This window comes from Phaeobacter inhibens DSM 16374 (assembly GCF_000473105.1).
In the GTDB taxonomy this organism is placed as follows: domain Bacteria; phylum Pseudomonadota; class Alphaproteobacteria; order Rhodobacterales; family Rhodobacteraceae; genus Phaeobacter; species Phaeobacter inhibens.
The window spans coordinates 354,362-369,878 of the sequence record NZ_KI421498.1; the positions used below are offsets into that span (position 1 = coordinate 354,362).

The 15,517-nt window shown below is 61.5% G+C and carries 19 protein-coding genes; 9 read left to right on the forward strand and 10 right to left on the reverse strand.

Annotation, left to right across the window (positions count from 1 at the left end; genetic code table 11):
* Positions 1-123: 123 nt before the first annotated feature.
* A complete protein-coding gene (locus tag INHI_RS0105255; protein WP_014875119.1) occupies positions 124-546 on the reverse strand; it encodes a hypothetical protein in 423 nt (140 codons plus the stop codon).
* 14 nt (positions 547-560) lie between these two features.
* On the reverse strand, positions 561-1,763 hold the full coding sequence (locus tag INHI_RS0105260) for a pyridoxal phosphate-dependent aminotransferase (RefSeq protein ID WP_027246976.1): 1,203 nt from the start codon (positions 1,761-1,763) through the stop codon (positions 561-563).
* Positions 1,764-1,872: 109 nt separating this feature from the next.
* On the opposite strand from INHI_RS0105260, the gene INHI_RS0105265 reads away from it, so the two are divergent.
* From INHI_RS0105265 to INHI_RS0105275, 3 genes are all read left to right on the forward strand, one after another.
* On the forward strand, positions 1,873-2,268 hold the full coding sequence (locus tag INHI_RS0105265) for a helix-turn-helix domain-containing protein (RefSeq protein WP_014875117.1): 396 nt from the start codon (positions 1,873-1,875) through the stop codon (positions 2,266-2,268).
* Positions 2,265-2,525, forward strand: a complete 261-nt coding sequence (locus INHI_RS0105270) for a succinate dehydrogenase assembly factor 2 (protein WP_014875116.1) — start codon at positions 2,265-2,267, stop codon at positions 2,523-2,525. The genes INHI_RS0105265 and INHI_RS0105270 overlap by 4 nt, the downstream gene beginning before the upstream one ends.
* A gap of 73 nt (positions 2,526-2,598) precedes the next feature.
* A complete protein-coding gene (locus INHI_RS0105275) occupies positions 2,599-3,096 on the forward strand; it encodes a MarR family winged helix-turn-helix transcriptional regulator (RefSeq protein WP_014875115.1) in 498 nt (165 codons plus the stop codon).
* 513 nt (positions 3,097-3,609) lie between these two features.
* On the opposite strand, the gene INHI_RS0105280 is transcribed toward INHI_RS0105275, so the two are convergent.
* The 3 genes from INHI_RS0105280 to INHI_RS0105290 all read right to left on the reverse strand — a co-directional run bounded on the left by INHI_RS0105280 (position 3,610) and on the right by INHI_RS0105290 (position 6,537).
* Complete coding sequence (locus tag INHI_RS0105280; RefSeq protein WP_014875114.1) at positions 3,610-4,038, reverse strand: VOC family protein; 429 nt, start codon at positions 4,036-4,038, stop codon at positions 3,610-3,612.
* 131 nt (positions 4,039-4,169) lie between these two features.
* Positions 4,170-5,594: a hypothetical protein gene (locus INHI_RS0105285; protein WP_027246977.1), complete on the reverse strand. Its 1,425-nt coding sequence runs from the start codon at positions 5,592-5,594 to the stop codon at positions 4,170-4,172.
* A gap of 4 nt (positions 5,595-5,598) precedes the next feature.
* Complete coding sequence (locus INHI_RS0105290; RefSeq protein ID WP_027246978.1) at positions 5,599-6,537, reverse strand: hypothetical protein; 939 nt, start codon at positions 6,535-6,537, stop codon at positions 5,599-5,601.
* 300 nt (positions 6,538-6,837) lie between these two features.
* Here INHI_RS0105290 and INHI_RS0105300 point away from each other — a divergent pair, with 300 nt between their 5' ends.
* Entirely contained in the window at positions 6,838-7,671 is an 834-nt protein-coding gene (locus tag INHI_RS0105300; protein WP_027246979.1) for a thymidylate synthase, read from the forward strand.
* A 12-nt stretch (positions 7,672-7,683) separates the two neighbouring features.
* Positions 7,684-8,160, forward strand: coding sequence for a dihydrofolate reductase (locus INHI_RS0105305; protein WP_014875110.1), 477 nt, complete (start codon positions 7,684-7,686; stop codon positions 8,158-8,160).
* Between the two features lie 99 nt (positions 8,161-8,259).
* Here INHI_RS0105305 and INHI_RS0105310 read toward each other — a convergent pair whose 3' ends face one another.
* The 5 genes from INHI_RS0105310 to INHI_RS0105330 all read right to left on the reverse strand — a co-directional run bounded on the left by INHI_RS0105310 (position 8,260) and on the right by INHI_RS0105330 (position 12,061).
* Entirely contained in the window at positions 8,260-9,417 is a 1,158-nt protein-coding gene (locus INHI_RS0105310; protein ID WP_027246980.1) for a M24 family metallopeptidase, read from the reverse strand.
* A 92-nt stretch (positions 9,418-9,509) separates the two neighbouring features.
* A complete protein-coding gene (locus tag INHI_RS0105315; protein ID WP_027246981.1) occupies positions 9,510-10,304 on the reverse strand; it encodes a maleate cis-trans isomerase family protein in 795 nt (264 codons plus the stop codon).
* Between the two features lie 324 nt (positions 10,305-10,628).
* On the reverse strand, positions 10,629-11,051 hold the full coding sequence (locus INHI_RS0105320; RefSeq protein WP_027246982.1) for a carboxymuconolactone decarboxylase family protein: 423 nt from the start codon (positions 11,049-11,051) through the stop codon (positions 10,629-10,631).
* A gap of 13 nt (positions 11,052-11,064) precedes the next feature.
* Positions 11,065-11,358, reverse strand: coding sequence for a DUF1330 domain-containing protein (locus tag INHI_RS0105325; protein ID WP_027246983.1), 294 nt, complete (start codon positions 11,356-11,358; stop codon positions 11,065-11,067).
* Positions 11,351-12,061: a GntR family transcriptional regulator gene (locus tag INHI_RS0105330; RefSeq protein ID WP_036766925.1), complete on the reverse strand. Its 711-nt coding sequence runs from the start codon at positions 12,059-12,061 to the stop codon at positions 11,351-11,353. Before INHI_RS0105330 ends, INHI_RS0105325 begins: the two co-directional genes overlap by 8 nt.
* Before the next feature lie 102 nt (positions 12,062-12,163).
* Between INHI_RS0105330 and INHI_RS0105335 the strand changes: the two genes are divergently transcribed.
* From INHI_RS0105335 to INHI_RS0105350, 4 genes are read left to right on the forward strand one after another with little or no spacing between them, the layout of a single operon-like run.
* Positions 12,164-12,766 (forward strand): amino acid synthesis family protein, encoded by a 603-nt coding sequence (locus tag INHI_RS0105335; protein WP_027246985.1) that lies wholly within the window; start codon positions 12,164-12,166, stop codon positions 12,764-12,766.
* The gene (locus INHI_RS0105340) at positions 12,738-13,556 is read left to right on the forward strand and encodes an alpha/beta fold hydrolase (RefSeq protein WP_027246986.1); all 819 of its coding nucleotides are present in this window, start codon (positions 12,738-12,740) and stop codon (positions 13,554-13,556) included. Before INHI_RS0105335 ends, INHI_RS0105340 begins: the two co-directional genes overlap by 29 nt.
* Positions 13,543-14,466, forward strand: coding sequence for a flavin reductase (locus INHI_RS0105345; RefSeq protein ID WP_027246987.1), 924 nt, complete (start codon positions 13,543-13,545; stop codon positions 14,464-14,466). Before INHI_RS0105340 ends, INHI_RS0105345 begins: the two co-directional genes overlap by 14 nt.
* Before the next feature lie 13 nt (positions 14,467-14,479).
* Positions 14,480-15,517, forward strand: a complete 1,038-nt coding sequence (locus tag INHI_RS0105350; protein ID WP_027246988.1) for an LLM class flavin-dependent oxidoreductase — start codon at positions 14,480-14,482, stop codon at positions 15,515-15,517.

The following is a 15,517-nucleotide window of genomic DNA, read 5'->3' on the forward strand; positions in this document are numbered from 1 at the left end:
TGTGTGATAATTGTGTTAATCGACCTATGGTTGCAAATCAAGGCTTTGCCGGAGGGCTGCGGTCGGGATCGCTTTGTCAAAGACGCAGGATGCAGCGCATGATCTTGGATCAGCTGGATCAGATCAGGAGGCGTCGCTGTCCTTGGCGGCTTTCAGCAGCCGGTCGGCCTTCTTGCGGACCAGAACCGAGCGCAGGTCATGCATCGCCAGCAGCATCTGATCGGTGATTTCGTCCAGCTGTTCGTCACTGGCCTTGCTCTGGGCCCAATGGGCCGTGAGGTTCAGGTGGTCGATGGCGCGGTGGATGTCATCCATATCCCGCGCCGCCAGAGTGCGGCTGCGTTGCGCCATCCAGTCGCGGATGGCGCTCAGATCCTCGGGGCTGAGGCTGCGGTCGCCATGCGGTCGGATCTCACCATTGCGCAGCTTCACCACTGCGATCTGGTCCATCTCCAGCCGCCGCTGCCGGTTTTCACTGTCGATGCGGAACACAAAGGCGCCGTTGTCGCGCACGCGAAAGTAATAGTCCGGCAGGGCAGTGGACATGCAGGAGCCTCCGGTCAGCGCAACGCGGCGCAGAAGACCTGAATGCGGCGGCAGGCCTGGGTCAGGGTTTCATCGGCAGCGGCGTAGCTGATGCGGAAGTTTGGCGACAATCCGTAGGCCGCCCCATGCACCACAGCGACATCGGCCTCTTCCAGCAGCGCCTTGGCAAAGGCCTCGTCATCGGTGATCGCAACGCCCCCAGCCGATGTCCGCCCGATCAGCCCGGCAATCGACGGGTAGACATAGAAGGCCCCATCCGGCACCGGGCAGGCGACGCCTTCGATCTGGCTGAGCATCGAGATCACCAGATCGCGGCGGCGACGGAACACGGCGGTATTGGGCAGAATATAATCCTGAGTGCCGTTGAGTGCCTCAACCGCGGCCCATTGGCTGATGGTGCAGGGGTTGGAGGTAGACTGTGACTGGATTTTGCGCATGGCATCGATCAGCGGCTTCGGTCCCGCCGCATAGCCGATCCGCCAGCCAGTCATCGCATAGGCTTTGGAAACCCCATTGCAGGTGAGCGTGCGGTCATAAAGCTTGGGTTCGATCTGCGCCGGGGTGCAGAAGGTGAAATCGTCAAACACCAGATGCTCATACATATCATCTGTCATCACCCAAACATGAGGATGGCGCAGCAGCACATCGGTCAGCGCCTTCAGCTCATTCGGGTGATATCCGGCCCCGGTGGGGTTGGAGGGGGAATTGAAGACGAACCATTTGGTTTTGGGCGTAATGGCCGCCTCTAGCTGGTCCGGGGTGATCTTGAACCCGGTCTCCAGCGAGGATTCCACACAGATCGGGGTGCCGCCCGCGAGCCGTACCATATCAGGGTAGGACACCCAGTAGGGGGCGGGGATCACCACCTCGTCACCGGGGTTCAGCGTTGCCATCAGCGCATTGTAAAGGATCTGTTTGCCGCCGGTGCCGACCGAAACCTGCGCGGGCGTATATTCCAATCCGTTGTCGCGGGCGAATTTATCGCACACGGCCTGTTTCAGCTCGGCGATGCCGTCGGGGGCGGTGTATTTGGTCTTGCCTGCCTGAATGGCGCGGATCGCCGCTTCCTTGATATTGTCGGGGGTGTCGAAATCCGGCTCCCCGGCGCTCAACCCGATCACATCGCGGCCCGCAGCGCGCAATTCCCCGGCCAGCGTGGTGATCGCGATGGAGGGGGACGGTTTGACGCGGGCGAGGCTATCAGACAGGAATTGCATGGAAAGACCTCTGTTTGAATGTCATGTAGAACTGTCATAGGGTGCCGCTAACTGTCGATCAAGCGCGATCAAAGGGCAGGCAAACCGATAGGCCAACAGGAGCGGGCAAATGAGCAACGACGACATGAATTGGTATGGTCCGGAGGCCGCAACCTTTGGTGACCGCGTCGCGGCGGCGCGGGATGCTGCGGGCATGACACAGGCACAGCTGGCGCGCCGGCTGGGCATCAAAAAGACGACGCTGGCAGGCTGGGAGCAGGACCTGTCGGAGCCGCGTGCCAACAAGCTGTCGATGATGGCTGGGCTGCTGAATGTATCAATGCGCTGGCTGTTGACCGGTGAGGGCGAAGGCATGGAAGCCCCGGCCGGTGAGCAGGTGCCGCAGGATCTGGCAGCGGTCATGACTGAGCTGCGCCAGCTGCGCGAAGAGCTGCGCGGCAATGCTGACCGGGCAGCGCGGCTGGAGAAACGTCTGCGTCTGGTGATGGAAGGCAGCGCCCAATGAGTGAGCTGCCCGCCCATCGTCTGAAACGGCTGCAGATGCGTTCCATGCGCCGGGGGATCAAGGAGATGGATATTCTCCTGTCGGCCTATGCCGACCGGAATCTGGCTGTGATGGGCCCGGCTGAGCTGGATCTCTATGATCGGCTGTTGCAGGAAAACGATCAGGATCTTTACCAGTGGGTGACCGGCCAGGTGGCCGCCCCGGCGCAGTTCGCTGCGCTGGTTGGCGACATATCGCAAACCCATCAAAAAGAATAAAATTTCAGCTTAACGGATTTTTCGGGAATTTTCCGCATTGTGGCTCGCAGACACCATCGAGTCGGAGATGCGGATGAGTATGGAAATGCCAATCGGCCAGCAGGACACCAAGGGGTTCATGACTGGCTATCTTGAGGCGCTCGCAATGGTTGAGCGTCTTCACCGTCTGCTGCTGGACGTGATCAAGGACGAGTTTGAGCGAGTGGGCGTGCTGGAGATCAATGCGGTCCAGGCGCTGCTGCTGTTCAATATCGGCAATAACGAAGTCACGGCAGGCGAACTGAAATCACGCGGCTATTATCAGGGCAGCAACGTCAGCTATAACCTGAAGAAACTGGTCGAGATGGGCTATATGCACCACCAGCGTTGCGAGATTGATCGCCGTTCGGTCCGGGTGCGCCTGACAGAGCGCGGTCGTGAGATTCGCGATATCGTTGCGGCCCTGTTCTCGCGCCATGCCGAAGGTCTGGAAGGCAAAGGTGTGATCAGCGGTGACGGCATCGCGGATATCACGACTGCGCTGAAGCGGGTCGAGCGTTACTGGTCTGACCAGATTCGCTATATTTACTAAGCCTGACATTGCAGCGCCTGAAACGGGCGTGCGGAAATGGTCATAGACAGGTTTCTCAGTATCGGCAGAACGCCGTTTTTGAGGAAATGCCGACCCTTCTGATTTGCTGCGTGGCAGCTGATCTGACCAAGCCATCCCGATGCCCACCGTGCAGAATGCCGGATGTGTGATCGGATACGGGGACCAGAAGGCCCATCCGGCTTGGCATTTGTTTCGAGTGATCACAGCGTAGCTGAAACACCACCGGGGCAACCGGCTGGTGCGTTTTGGCGTGGCGTGATGTGCGCTTGCCGAGCTGCCTGAGATGTCGATTGATGTCCGGCCAAAGCGGCGCGGTTTTGGCAGTGTGAGATCGCGATGCCGGGCAGGTTCGGATCACCAGCATCGGCGCGGGTTTTCGACCTGTTCAGCTGCGCGCCTGTGGCCCGTCAGAGCGGGCAGCGTGGCGATAGATACCACAGGGCAGGCGGAAAGAGCGATCCGCCCTGTGGTGTTGGTTTTCAGCGGTCAGGTTTACCAGCTGCCGGTGTTTTCCATGCTGGCCCAGGGTTCTGCCGGGTCCAGCGCGTCGCCGTTTTGCAGCAGCTCAATCGAGATATTGTCGGGAGAGCGGACAAAGGCCATGTGACCGTCGCGCGGTGGGCGATTGATGGTGACGCCATTGTCCATCAGATGCTGGCAGGTGGCGTAGATGTCATCAACACCATAGGCCAGATGGCCAAAATGGCGGCTGTCGCTGGGCAGCGCGTCATCACCATCCCAGTTGTAGGTCAGCTCAATCGGGGTGTCTTCCTGGCCTTCGGCAGCCATGAAGATCAGCGAGAAACGGCCCTTTTCGCTGTCATAGCGTTTGGTCTCTTTCAGGCCCAAAAGCGCATAGAACGCCATGGATTTTTCCAGGTCTTTGACGCGGACCATCGTGTGCAGATATTTCAGCGGCATCGGTGTCTTCCTCATATCAGGACGGTTGGCCCAAGGGGCGCGGCGTCCGTGTCGTATATCTCAGGCCCCTGACCATAATGCGTCCGCTGGCGGTGACCAGAGCGATTGCGGGATCTGATTGTAATTAGGGCTTAAAACTTGGACTGGATGCCGAGGGAGAGAGACAATTCGCGAGACTGGAAGCGGCTGTGATTGCTATCTTTTTTGCCTGCGCGCAGGCGCAGTGTCGGGGCAAAACCCGCGTAATCATACTCCTCAAAGAACAGGTTCACATCGGCATAGAGCGATGTGTCCTCGCGCCCGTCAGGCAGGTAGCGGGCGGGAAAGCCTGCAATGAACTGCGGGTAGTCGGTCTGTCCCAGGATCAACCCGGTGCTGATTTTGGCAGGTCCCAGAGGTTTGGCAAACTGGTATCCCAGCCGCAGCGTCGCGGTGCGGCTGGAGGTGTTCACATGGTCCGAACGGGTGTCGCGCAGGGCGACGCTCAGATTGATCTGATCGCCGTTCAGCAGTTTGCGATTGACCCGCGCGCCAAGGCCGAACACCTCGCCATCCTGAGAAGGGCCGCGCGCATCCAGCCGCTGCTCGGCGATGCCATCCAGCGTCAGGCCGGTGCGCGCAGAGAGCTGCCAGCTGCGCCGGGCGGTCAGCTTGACCAGATCATAACTCTTGTCGCCGCCATACCAGGCGGTGCCAAAGCTGAGGCCGAGCACCGCAGATCCCTGCCGCTCAGGCGGGCCAACGGCAAAGGCATGGGTTAGGGAAATCTCGCCATAGGTGGAACCAAACTCGCTGTTGCGCGGCACTGTGGTGCCGGATTGCTGGGCGAGTGTGGCCGCTTTGGCCTTGGCATCCGAGGACAACGCGACCCGTTGCAGGTAGCCGCGCGCACTGAGAGTGGTGAGACTGGTGCGACTTTGATGCAGACGGCGGCTGAGCGACATGTCGAGCACCCCCACCGTACCCTCCAGCGCAACCGAGCGCGGCCCAAACCGCCCGAGCGTCGGCACGCCGTCAATCACCTCCAACGTGCTGTCGGCACCATTGTTGACATTGTTGGAGGGCTTCAGCTCTCCGCGCAACTGGAAGGACCAGGGGTTGATGCGCCGCAGCACCTTATAGTCGGCAGCAATGCGTTTTTCGCTGATTTCATCGGGGGCATGGACGGCGGTGCGGCGGAGCCAGACCTGAGCGAGGGTCGGGCGGGCGTCCTGAACGGCCAGTCGCGCCGCGAGCTGTGCAGCGCGGAATTTCCCGGCGCTGTCCGGGGCAAACCGATAGGCGCGCGCGGCGGAGCGCCGCCCGGCGCCCGGCGATTTCAGCTGCGCCTGAGCGGCGGCGCGCAGATACCATGCAAGGTGATCTTGCCGATCCGCCCGCAAGAGGGCTCGGGTCAGATCCAGCGTCAGTTCGGGCTTGCCAGTGCCAAGGGAATGCGCGGCCAGCAGGCGGCCCTGCTCCAGGCTCAGATGCTGCTCGGGTGTCGGCTCTGCCGCAGCGACTGGCGCCGCAGCAAGCAGCGCCAGGGTAAGGGCTGCGGCGAGTGTGTGCCGCATGGGATCAGGGAACCGGCTGGTCACAGACGGCTGAGCTGTCGGCCGTCCCGCATTGGCCCAGAACGAAAATCCCGTATTCCTCGATGCCGTCAATCCCTTCGACGTGGTTCTGGGCGAACACCGATCCGGCAACGGATGTGGCATCGGTCCCGGCGAAGATGCCGCCATAGGTGCCGACATTGGTGCGGGTGCCGTTGATCACCTGCGAGGCGGTGCCGGTAAAGGTGCCGTTGGCGGCAATATCGGTGGGCGCAAGGTCGAGGGTCACCAGTGTCTGCGGCACGGTGCCCGCGCTGGTCGGCTCAATCTGGCGGTTGTAGATGGTGCCATTGACGATGTTGTCGCCGAAATCGGCGTTGACGAAGGCATCGCCGGTGACTTCAGCCGTCTGGGCCGGGCGGATATCGCTGGGGGTGCCGGGGGTGACAGGCAGCAGATCACCGCCGTCGCCTGCGATATTCATCAGGCCCACATAGGTGCCGGCATAGCTGACCACACCGCCGGAGGCGACATCACCGGTTGGTGCGGAATAGCCGCCACGACGGCCATAGCTGGTGCCCGCGAAATAGTAGGAGAACTGACCGCCGGTGGCGACCGCAACGGCAAAGGCGCCGTCTTCGATTTCGCGGACATAGGCGGTGACATGACGGTCAAGCGAGCTGTCCTGCGCTGTATAGGCCTCATAGCCCTGCCGGTCGAGTGCGGGGCGGCGACGGTAGCTGGCGGAAAATGGGGTATCATCCAGGCTGAGACCGCTGATCACCAGCGTACCGGCGGCGGCGTCATAGGCGACGCTGTCGACATCGGAGGCCAGGACTTCGGGTACAATCGGATCGGTGGTGGTGCCCCCATCGGTGCTGTCATCGGTGTCAAAGGGGTTTGTCCCCCCGCCACAGGCTGACAGAAGGGTGGCTGCCGCAAGTCCTAGCATTGCCCGCTTCATTTGAACTGACCTCAAAATTTCTTTGTTTGCGGCAGTGTCTTGTCATGGTTGCGGAAAGTCAATTGAATTGCCGCGCCGGTCGCGTCGTTGCCGGGGGAGCGTGGCGGTTCGGTGACCTTTTTTTCGCAGGCGCACTGGCGCGTGCAGACAGGCTGGGCTCCAGCGACGCAGCGGCGCGTTAAGACGCCGTGATCCGACCGGACAGCCCTTGAGATCAGAGGCGCGGGCAGGCTAGACAGGAGGGACCTTGCGGGTGCCGCCAGCACCCCGCGCGGAGACGATCACGAGGGGGAGGTCACCATGCGCCAGTACCATGAGGCATTGCAGTATATTCTGGACCACGGCGAGGCGAGCAGCGACCGGACCGGCACTGGTACCATATCCTGTTTCGGGATGCAGACCCGCTATCCGCTCGCGGATGGGTTCCCGCTGGTGACCACCAAGAAGCTGCATCTGCGCTCAATCATTCATGAACTGCTGTGGTTCCTGTCCGGCGATACCAATATTGGCTACCTCAAGGACAATGGCGTGTCGATCTGGGATGAATGGGCGGATGAGAATGGCGATCTTGGACCGGTCTATGGCCACCAGTGGCGACATTTTCCGCGCCTGGAGCTTGCCCCCGGCACCAGCGGGGATGAGCCGCTCTATCGTGCGGGCACGGTGGATCAGATCACGAATCTGGTTGAGATGATCCGCAATAGCCCGGACAGCCGCCGCCTGATCGTGACGGCCTGGAACCCTGCGGATGTGCCCGATATGGCGCTGCCGCCCTGTCATACGCTGTGGCAGGTGCGGGTGCAGGGACGGCGGATGCATTTGCAGCTCTATCAGCGGTCTGCGGATATGTTTCTGGGCGTGCCGTTTAACATCGCCTCTTATGCGCTGCTGTTGAAAATGCTGGCGCATGTGACCGGTTATGAGGCGGGGGATTTTATTCACACCATTGGTGACGCACATATCTATTCCAACCATATGGATCAGGTGAAGCTGCAATTGTCACGGAAACCGCAGCCGTTGCCGGAGTTGCGTATAAACCGCGATGTCTCCTCCATTTTTGAGTTTAAATATGAAGATTTCGACGTGCTGAATTACACTCCGGACCCGGGCATCAAAGCTCCGGTTGCGGTTTAGGAAAGGATTGAGATGATCACCCTTATTGTTGCCCGCGACCAGAATGGCGCCATCGGCAAGGACAATACGATCCCCTGGCATGCGCCAGAGGATCTGCAATCTTTTCAGCGCGAAACGCTGGGCGGGGCTTTGATCATGGGGCGCAATACCTGGGATAGCCTGCCGGTGAAGCCTTTGAAAAACCGGCTCAATCTGGTGGTGTCTTCGGATCCGGAGGCTGCCGATCTGGTCTATCCCAGCATTGAGGCGGCGCTGGCGGAGGCGCGCGCGCAGGGCTATCACCGGATTTACGGCATTGGCGGCGCCGGCATCTACAAGGGCATGATGGAGGCGGCCGACCGGATGCTGATCACCGAGGTTGAGACCGAGGTGGAGGGCGCGGATACGTATTTCCCCAAGTTCCGGGCCGGTGAATGGGGGATCGCCAGCCAGACTCAGATCCGCAGTGAGGCGCCGGCCTGTGTGGTGGTAGAATATCTGCGCCGCTGAGGGCGGCGGGGCGCAGAGGCCGCTGGGATGGCGGCCTCCGAGAGATTGGTTTCTGACCCGCTAAGGTGTGGGCAAGATTCGCGTGCCGTAAGGTGGCCGTTAAATCACTGGCAGGTCGGGCGCGGCGCGGGTGCTCAGCAGGCGGCCGCCTTGTGGTGTCACCACGATGTTTTCTTCATGCACCATCATCAGCCCGTCCCCATAGGACAGCGATGGTTCCAGCGTCAGCACCATGTTTTCCTGCAGCGCGGTGGTGTCGAAGGCGGCGTGTGAGGGCTGTTCTGTCAGCTGCAACCCCAGCCCGTGGCCCAGACGGCCAATGTCGCCGCCGCTGTCGTCCATTTCTGCGATGACAGTGGACATGGCCTGAAACAGGTCGCGGCAACTGTTGCCGGGGCGGGCGGCGGCCAGTCCGGCTTCGGTTGCGCGCCACAGCACGTCATAGGCACGGCGCGCGGTGTCATCTGCCCGGCCAATGGCCCAGTTGCGGTCGAAATCGCAGTAATAGCCGTCCAGCACCATGCCACTGTCCAGCATCAAAATGTCCCCGGCCGCCAGCGGCGTGGCATCAGGGGGCGAAATCACATCGGCGTAACCGCCCTGCGCGCTGGCCCCGACCACATAGGGCGCGCCATCCGCGCCCTGCGCCAGCGCTTCGCGGCGAAAGGCGCGGAACACGTCGTCCAGCGGCACACCTTCGCGGGCGAAGTCCGGCACGGCGGCAAAGGTGGCTGAGCCGATGGCGCAGATCCGGGCGAGTTTGTCGATCTCAGCTGAGGATTTCACCATTCGAAGGCCCTGCACGAGATGCGTCGCATCGTGGATATGCAGATCGGGCAGTGCGGCCATCAGCCGTTCCCAATCGCCGAGCGGCATCCTCAGATGGGTTTCATGCCCCTTCATAACGCCCAAGTTGCGAAGCGGAGATAGTGCCTCCGTGAGCAGGCTGATGCCATCATCCTGAGGGGCGGGCGCAGACCAGGTGCGGATATCGTCGATCCAGCTGCGGCGCATCAGGCTGGCGCCGATTTCAGGAATGAGGGCGATGGGTTTGCCGCTGGCGGGGATCAGCACGAACCACGGGCGCGTTGGGCTTTGCCAGAACAGGGTCTGAAAGCCGGTGAAATATTGCACCTCCGGCTCGCTCATCACCAAAATCGCGTCCAGACCGGCCTCCGCCATATGGCTCTGGGCAAGCTGGGTGCGGGCGGCGTATTCGGCCTCGGGAAATCCGCGCAGGGCAGGGGCTGGTGTCATGGGGGCCTCATTGGTGGTGCGATGGTGGTGCGATTGCGTGTCGGGGGCGCGGTGCCCGCAAGCCGGGCCAGCGTCGAGGGGAGATAGGCGGTTTAGAGTGTTGGCGTCAGCGCCCGGCCCGGATGTTTGAACAGCTGGCCAAATCCATCGAGGTGATCCGCGATCCCGGCCCGGCGCAGGCAGGACCACATCAGCGCCTGATTGGATGTGATCACCGGTTTGCCTGCAGCCTGTTCGATCTCCTCCACCACTTCCAGGGTGCGCGTACCGCTGCAGGAGAGGAAGATCGCGTCTGCGTCCGGCTGGTCGATCTCCAGCGCGAATTCCTTCCAATAGGCGGGTTCCACCTGTCCAAATTCCATACCGGTTTCCAGCCGCAGCCCCTGAATGTCGAGGATATCAAACCCTGCCGCCACCAGATACTCGGCCTCGGCGGTGTTGATGTCGTCGAGATACGGTGTGCCCACCACGATTTGTTTCGCGCCCACCTCGCGCAGGGCATCCATTACGCCGGTGACGATGGACATGGGCTGGGTATAGGGCGCGCCCTTGTGGATCTCGCGAAAGACGTTCTCTTCCCGGCAGACGATTGAGCCTGAGGTGCAGCAATAAGCGATCACCGCAGGCTTCATGTCCGGTTGCAGCCGCCCGGCCGCATCGGCCATGTGATCGATATGGCGCGCCAGTGTTTCATTGGTGGTGTAGTCATCCGTCTTAAGCCGGGTAATGTGCACGCCGACGCCGTCGGGGGCCATGGCGAAGAGATCCGCCTCACAGGCCAGATCCGTTGACATCAGAATGAAGCCGAGACTGGCACGATGGGCCGTGCCCTTGCCCATCAGCGGCGTGCGGGGGCGGGACTGAACAGTTTGACCGGATCGGAACATCAAGGAGAGACCTCGCTTTGGACTTCGGAAAAAAACGGATGAGCATCGCATCCGTATTCGGGGGGGGCTGATGCGACCAACGGCCTGCCATAGATATCCTTCGGCGACAGGCGCACCGTCAATAGCCGGGATGACGCGCGTCCGAATTTGCGGATGGGATGCCCGCTTGCGACCCGCCGTGAAACCTGACGTCGCCACCCAAGAATATGCCCTTACGCGACCACTCTGGGTGACGCTGCAAAGCCGGTGGCAATTGGGGCGAACGACCATTTTGACCAATGTCCTGTGGTGGGCTGCGCCAAGCGCACTATGAGATGAAAGGTGTTAGCTTTGCTCGTGCTGATCCAGCACCCCTTTGGCGGCACGGAAACATTCCAGCCCCTGCGGGACGCCGCAGTAAATCGCGATCGCATGGATGATGGCGCGAATTTCCTCGCGGCTGACCCCGTTGTTCAGCGCCCCCCGGCAGTGCAGTTCCCATTCGTGCATCTTGCCCAGGGCGCCAATCATGGCGAGGTTCATCATCGACCGAGTCTTGGCATCAATGGTGTCATCGCCCCAGCCAAACCCCCAGCACCAGGCGGTCATGGCCTCCTGAAAGGGGCGGGTGAACTCATCGGCGGCGGCGAGGTTGTTTTCCACATACGCGGCACCTAGTGTCGCCTTGCGATGCTCCAGACCTTTCAGAAACAGATCTTCGTCAAAGCTGCTGGTTTTCGGCGCGGCGTCAGAGGGCGTGCTGCTCATTGGGATTGGTCCTTCATGGCTCTAGCCCCTCGACGATAGCGATCTGCGCGGTGCAGGCGGCCTGTCGGTGGGTGCGGGCGGCTTGATATTCGGGCGAGTGGTAGCAGGCGAGGGCGGTGGCCTTGCTGTCAAATTCGATGAGGACATGACGCTGATAGGCCGTGCCCTCCAGCGTCTCAGCCGCGTCACCCCTTGCCAGGAACCGCGCGCCATAGTTGGCAAAGGCGGCAGGTGCCTGCTGTTGATAGCCCGCATAGCGGTCAGGATCGGTGACCGTGACAAACGCGATCCAATAGCCTTTAGCCATTTGGCGCCTCTCCAGCTGCTGGCGCAGGGTCTTTCAGAAACCGCTGCGCAGTTTGGGCCGCATCGGCAATATGCGCCTCAACCGCCTTGCGCGCCCTGTCAGGATCGCGGCTGAGGATGGCGTCATGGATCGCGGTCATATGGCTCATCCCAGAGGTTTCGCGGTCCTTTGCCGCGATGGTCAGGGCCCGCAACCGGCTGATCCGCCCATTCAGACGCTGTACAATGTCCCAGGCAATACTGTGGCCCGCTTCCAGAAAGATAAGCTGGTAAAAATCGGTGGTGGCCCGCAATAGGCTTCCCCATTCGGTATCATTCATCGTGACCCTGACCGCCGCCAGCGCGCGGCCAAGGGCGGCGTCAAATTCCGGGCCCTGGGCGGTGGCGCAGACCGCTGCGGCAGAGCCTTCCAGCTGGCGGCGTACGTCATAGATCTGCTGCGCCTGATCCCAGGACAGCCGCGCGACCACAGGGCCGCGATTGGGGATGATCTCGACCAGGCCTTCTGCCTCCAGATAGCGGATGGTTTCGCGCACGACGGTGCGGCTGACACCCAGCTGATCGCAAAGAGGACGTTCCACCAGCCGTTCACCGGGTGCAAAATGTCCGTCGATGATGGCCTCGCGCATTCTCTCCTGCACGATATCACGCAGGGTTTGCGGGGCTTTGTCGATTTTGCGGAGCGTTGTCTGGTTGCTGTTCATAGGGATCTCAATAGCAGCGCGGTTTCCGGCCGACAAGTATGATTGACATATAGTATAATGGTATACCATAATATTATTTAACCGAGCGACCAGGAGATTCCCATGCCCGCAGAAATCCGCAAAACGCTGCTTCATGTTGAAAAAACACTGATTGAGGGCGGCAAGGCGGCGCCGACACCATTGACGATGATCGCGGCTATGGCGGTCATTCGGAACCCTTGGGCCGGGCAGGGCTTTGTTGAGGATCTGGGTCCGATGATCCGCGACTGCGCACCGGGTCTGGGCATCCTGCTGACAGAGATGATCCTAGAGGCCGCAGGCGGCGGTGACCGGGTCGAGGGCTATGGAAAATCCGCTATCGTTGGGATGAATGGCGAGGTTGAACATGCCTCGGCGCTGATCCACACACTGCAATTTGGCAATCACTATCGCAACGCGGTGGGGGCGAAATCCTATCTGTCGTTCTGCAACACGCGCGGGCCCGCAAATGCGCCCTTGATGATTCCGCTGATGGACAAGAACGACGGGGGCAGGCGGTCGCATTATCTGACGATCCAGACCTCGGTTGCGGATGCGCCCGCCGCGGATGAAATCCTGATCGCGCTGGGGGCCTCCATCGGGGGGCGTCCGCACCACCGGATCGGCGACCGATATCAGGACCTGAAAGAGCTTGGCCATGACGTTGACAACCCTGCAGCTGTCTGAGGCTGGACCTACCGTCGCCCTGCGGGAGGCCGGGGCGGGTGCGCCGCTGGTCCTGCTGCACGGTGTCGGCATGCAGTCCGCCGCCTGGGGGCCGCAGATTGAGGATCTGAGCCGCAGCCACAGGGTCATCGCCCTTGATCTGCCGGGGCATGGCGGCAGCGACCCCTTGCCTGCGGGCAGTGACCTGCCGGATTTCGTGAGCTGGCTGCATGATGTGGTTCTGGCGCTGGATATTGGCCCTGTCAGCCTGGCAGGCCATTCGATGGGAGCGCTGATCGCGACTGGTTTTGCCGTAGACCATCCTGCAATGACCCATCGGGTGGCGCTGCTGAATGGCGTCTACCGCCGCACACCGCAGGCGCGCGCGGCCGTAGTGACCCGTGCTGCCGAAATCGGTGCGGGTCAGGTGGATCTGGCAACGCCGCTGGCACGCTGGTTTGGTAAGACGCCTGCTGACATCAGCGCCCGCGACCGGGTTGCGGGCTGGCTGCGGGCTGTTGATCCGGCAGGCTATGCCACCGCCTATGGCGCATTTGCGCGGGGCGATGCCACTTACGCCGACCGTCTGGACGAGATCACTTGTCCCTTTCTTGCCATCACTGGCGACGGCGATCCCAATTCCACACCGGTCATGGCGCAGGAGATGGCCGCGCAAGTGCCGCACGGACGCGCCATCGTCATCACCGGCCATCGCCATATGGTGAACCTGACGGCGCCTGATGTGGTCACCGCTCATCTGCGCGACTGGCTGGCAATCCCCTCTGAGGAGACGTATCATGACATCGCTTGATCCGCGCGCCTTGCGCCATGCCTTTGGCAGTTTTATGACCGGGGTGACGGTTGTGACCTCGCATGACCAAAGCGGCCAGCCAATTGGCTTTACCGCCAACTCCTTTACCTCTGTCTCGCTTGATCCGCCGCTGGTGCTGGTGTGCTTGGCCAACCAGTCGCGCAATTATGATGCGCTGGTCAACGGCGACGGGTTTGCCGTCAATGTGCTGGCGGAAACCCAGATTGAGATATCCAACACCTTTGCCCGACCGGCCGAAGATCGCTTTGCCGGGGTCAACTGGCACAAGGGGCCAGCGGGATCACCGCTGATCGACGGGGTGTCTGCCTGGTTCGACTGCACCCTGCACAAGACGGTTGAGGCGGGCGATCATGTGATCCTGATTGGCGAGGTGAAGGCCTTTGACGTCAGCCCGCATCCGGGGCTGGGCTACGCACGCGGTGCCTATGTGACGGCGGCCACCACGGCAGAGCCTGCCGGAACCGGCCCCGATCTGGTGGTCTCAGCATTGATTGAGCGCAACGGAGAGGTGCTGCTGGTCGATGATGGTCAAGGTGGCGCGACGCTGCCGGAGGCGCTTGCAGGTCCCGATGGTGCCTCTGCCACGGTGCGCCAGCTGATCGCCGACACCGGGCTCACGGCTGAGCCGGGCTTTGTCTATTCGGTGTTTGAGGATGTCGCGCGCAAACGCCAGCATATCGCCTTTCTCTGTCAGGCAGGGGCAGGCGCGCCGACGCGCGGAACCTTTGTGCCGCTGGCGCAGGACGGGGCGGGTGAAGCGGGTCTTGAGGACATCAGCGATCCGGCGATCCTGATCATGCTGGAGCGGTTCGCCCGCGAGGCAACATTGGGAGATTTCGGGATCTATTCCGGCAATCAACGCAGCGGCGAAATCCGCCAGATCGCATAACGATAGGTGACACATGCGCTTTTCTCTTTTTGTCCATATGGAACGGACCTCGGCGGAACAGGATCAACAGCGGCTCTATGACGAGTTCGTCGCCCTGGCAAAGATTGCCGACGATGGCGGAATGCACGCGGTCTGGACCGGGGAGCATCACGGGATGGATTTTACCATCGCGCCAAACCCGTTTCTGAACCTTGTCGATCTGGCGCGCCAGACCCGGCATGTGCGATTGGGTACCGGCACGATCATCGCCCCATTCTGGCATCCGATCCGTCTGGCTGGAGAGGCGGCGATGACCGATCTGATCACCGAGGGGCGGCTGGAACTTGGCATTGCACGCGGGGCTTATAGCTACGAATACGAACGGATGGTGCCGGGTATGGATGCCTGGGACGCAGGCCAGCGGATGCGTGAGCTGGTTCCGGCGATACAGGGGCTATGGCGGGGCGACTACGCACAGGAGGGCACCTATCATTCCTTCCCGGCCACGACGTCCTCACCCAAGCCACGACAGGAAAACGGCCCCCCCATCTGGGTGGCTGCCCGCGATCCCAACAGCCATGAATTTGCCGTCGTCAATGGCTGCCATGTGCAGGTGACGCCGCTGTGGCAAGGGGATGAGGAGATCACCCGGCTGATCGAGACGTTCAATGATGCCTGCGCCAAATACCCTGACGTGCAGCGCCCGGATATCATGCTGTTGAACCACACCTATATTGCTTCAGATGCCGCCGATGCGCAGCAGGCGGCAGAAGAAATCAACCGGTTTTACTGCTACTTCGGCGCCTGGTTCAAAAACGAGCGCCCGGTGTCGCAGGGGCTGATTGCGCCGCTGAGCGAAGCCGAAATCGCAGCGCATCCCTTCTATTCGCCGGAGGCGATGTTGCGTGACAATGTGATCGCCACCGCCGAAGATGCGATTGCCCGGATCCGGGGATATGAGGCACTCGGGTATGATGAATACAGTTTCTGGATCGACAGCGGCATGAGTTTTGAACGCAAGCGCGCCTCGCTTGAGCGGTTCATCCGCGATGTCATGCCAGCCTTTGCCTGA

Excerpts from the sequence above, each read along its gene's own strand:
- INHI_RS0105255 (WP_014875119.1), bottom strand. The coding sequence starts at position 546 with ATGTCCACTGCCCTGCCGGACTATTACTTTCGCGTGCGCGACAACGGC.
- INHI_RS0105260 (WP_027246976.1), bottom strand. The coding sequence starts at position 1,763 with ATGCAATTCCTGTCTGATAGCCTCGCCCGCGTCAAACCGTCCCCCTCC.
- INHI_RS0105265 (WP_014875117.1), top strand. The coding sequence starts at position 1,873 with ATGAGCAACGACGACATGAATTGGTATGGTCCGGAGGCCGCAACCTTT.
- INHI_RS0105270 (WP_014875116.1), top strand. The coding sequence starts at position 2,265 with ATGAGTGAGCTGCCCGCCCATCGTCTGAAACGGCTGCAGATGCGTTCC.
- INHI_RS0105275 (WP_014875115.1), top strand. The coding sequence starts at position 2,599 with ATGAGTATGGAAATGCCAATCGGCCAGCAGGACACCAAGGGGTTCATG.
- INHI_RS0105280 (WP_014875114.1), bottom strand. The coding sequence starts at position 4,038 with ATGCCGCTGAAATATCTGCACACGATGGTCCGCGTCAAAGACCTGGAA.
- INHI_RS0105285 (WP_027246977.1), bottom strand. The coding sequence starts at position 5,594 with ATGCGGCACACACTCGCCGCAGCCCTTACCCTGGCGCTGCTTGCTGCG.
- INHI_RS0105290 (WP_027246978.1), bottom strand. The coding sequence starts at position 6,537 with ATGAAGCGGGCAATGCTAGGACTTGCGGCAGCCACCCTTCTGTCAGCC.
- INHI_RS0105300 (WP_027246979.1), top strand. The coding sequence starts at position 6,838 with ATGCGCCAGTACCATGAGGCATTGCAGTATATTCTGGACCACGGCGAG.
- INHI_RS0105305 (WP_014875110.1), top strand. The coding sequence starts at position 7,684 with ATGATCACCCTTATTGTTGCCCGCGACCAGAATGGCGCCATCGGCAAG.
- INHI_RS0105310 (WP_027246980.1), bottom strand. The coding sequence starts at position 9,417 with ATGACACCAGCCCCTGCCCTGCGCGGATTTCCCGAGGCCGAATACGCC.
- INHI_RS0105315 (WP_027246981.1), bottom strand. The coding sequence starts at position 10,304 with ATGTTCCGATCCGGTCAAACTGTTCAGTCCCGCCCCCGCACGCCGCTG.
- INHI_RS0105320 (WP_027246982.1), bottom strand. The coding sequence starts at position 11,051 with ATGAGCAGCACGCCCTCTGACGCCGCGCCGAAAACCAGCAGCTTTGAC.
- INHI_RS0105325 (WP_027246983.1), bottom strand. The coding sequence starts at position 11,358 with ATGGCTAAAGGCTATTGGATCGCGTTTGTCACGGTCACCGATCCTGAC.
- INHI_RS0105330 (WP_036766925.1), bottom strand. The coding sequence starts at position 12,061 with ATGAACAGCAACCAGACAACGCTCCGCAAAATCGACAAAGCCCCGCAA.
- INHI_RS0105335 (WP_027246985.1), top strand. The coding sequence starts at position 12,164 with ATGCCCGCAGAAATCCGCAAAACGCTGCTTCATGTTGAAAAAACACTG.
- INHI_RS0105340 (WP_027246986.1), top strand. The coding sequence starts at position 12,738 with ATGACGTTGACAACCCTGCAGCTGTCTGAGGCTGGACCTACCGTCGCC.
- INHI_RS0105345 (WP_027246987.1), top strand. The coding sequence starts at position 13,543 with ATGACATCGCTTGATCCGCGCGCCTTGCGCCATGCCTTTGGCAGTTTT.
- INHI_RS0105350 (WP_027246988.1), top strand. The coding sequence starts at position 14,480 with ATGCGCTTTTCTCTTTTTGTCCATATGGAACGGACCTCGGCGGAACAG.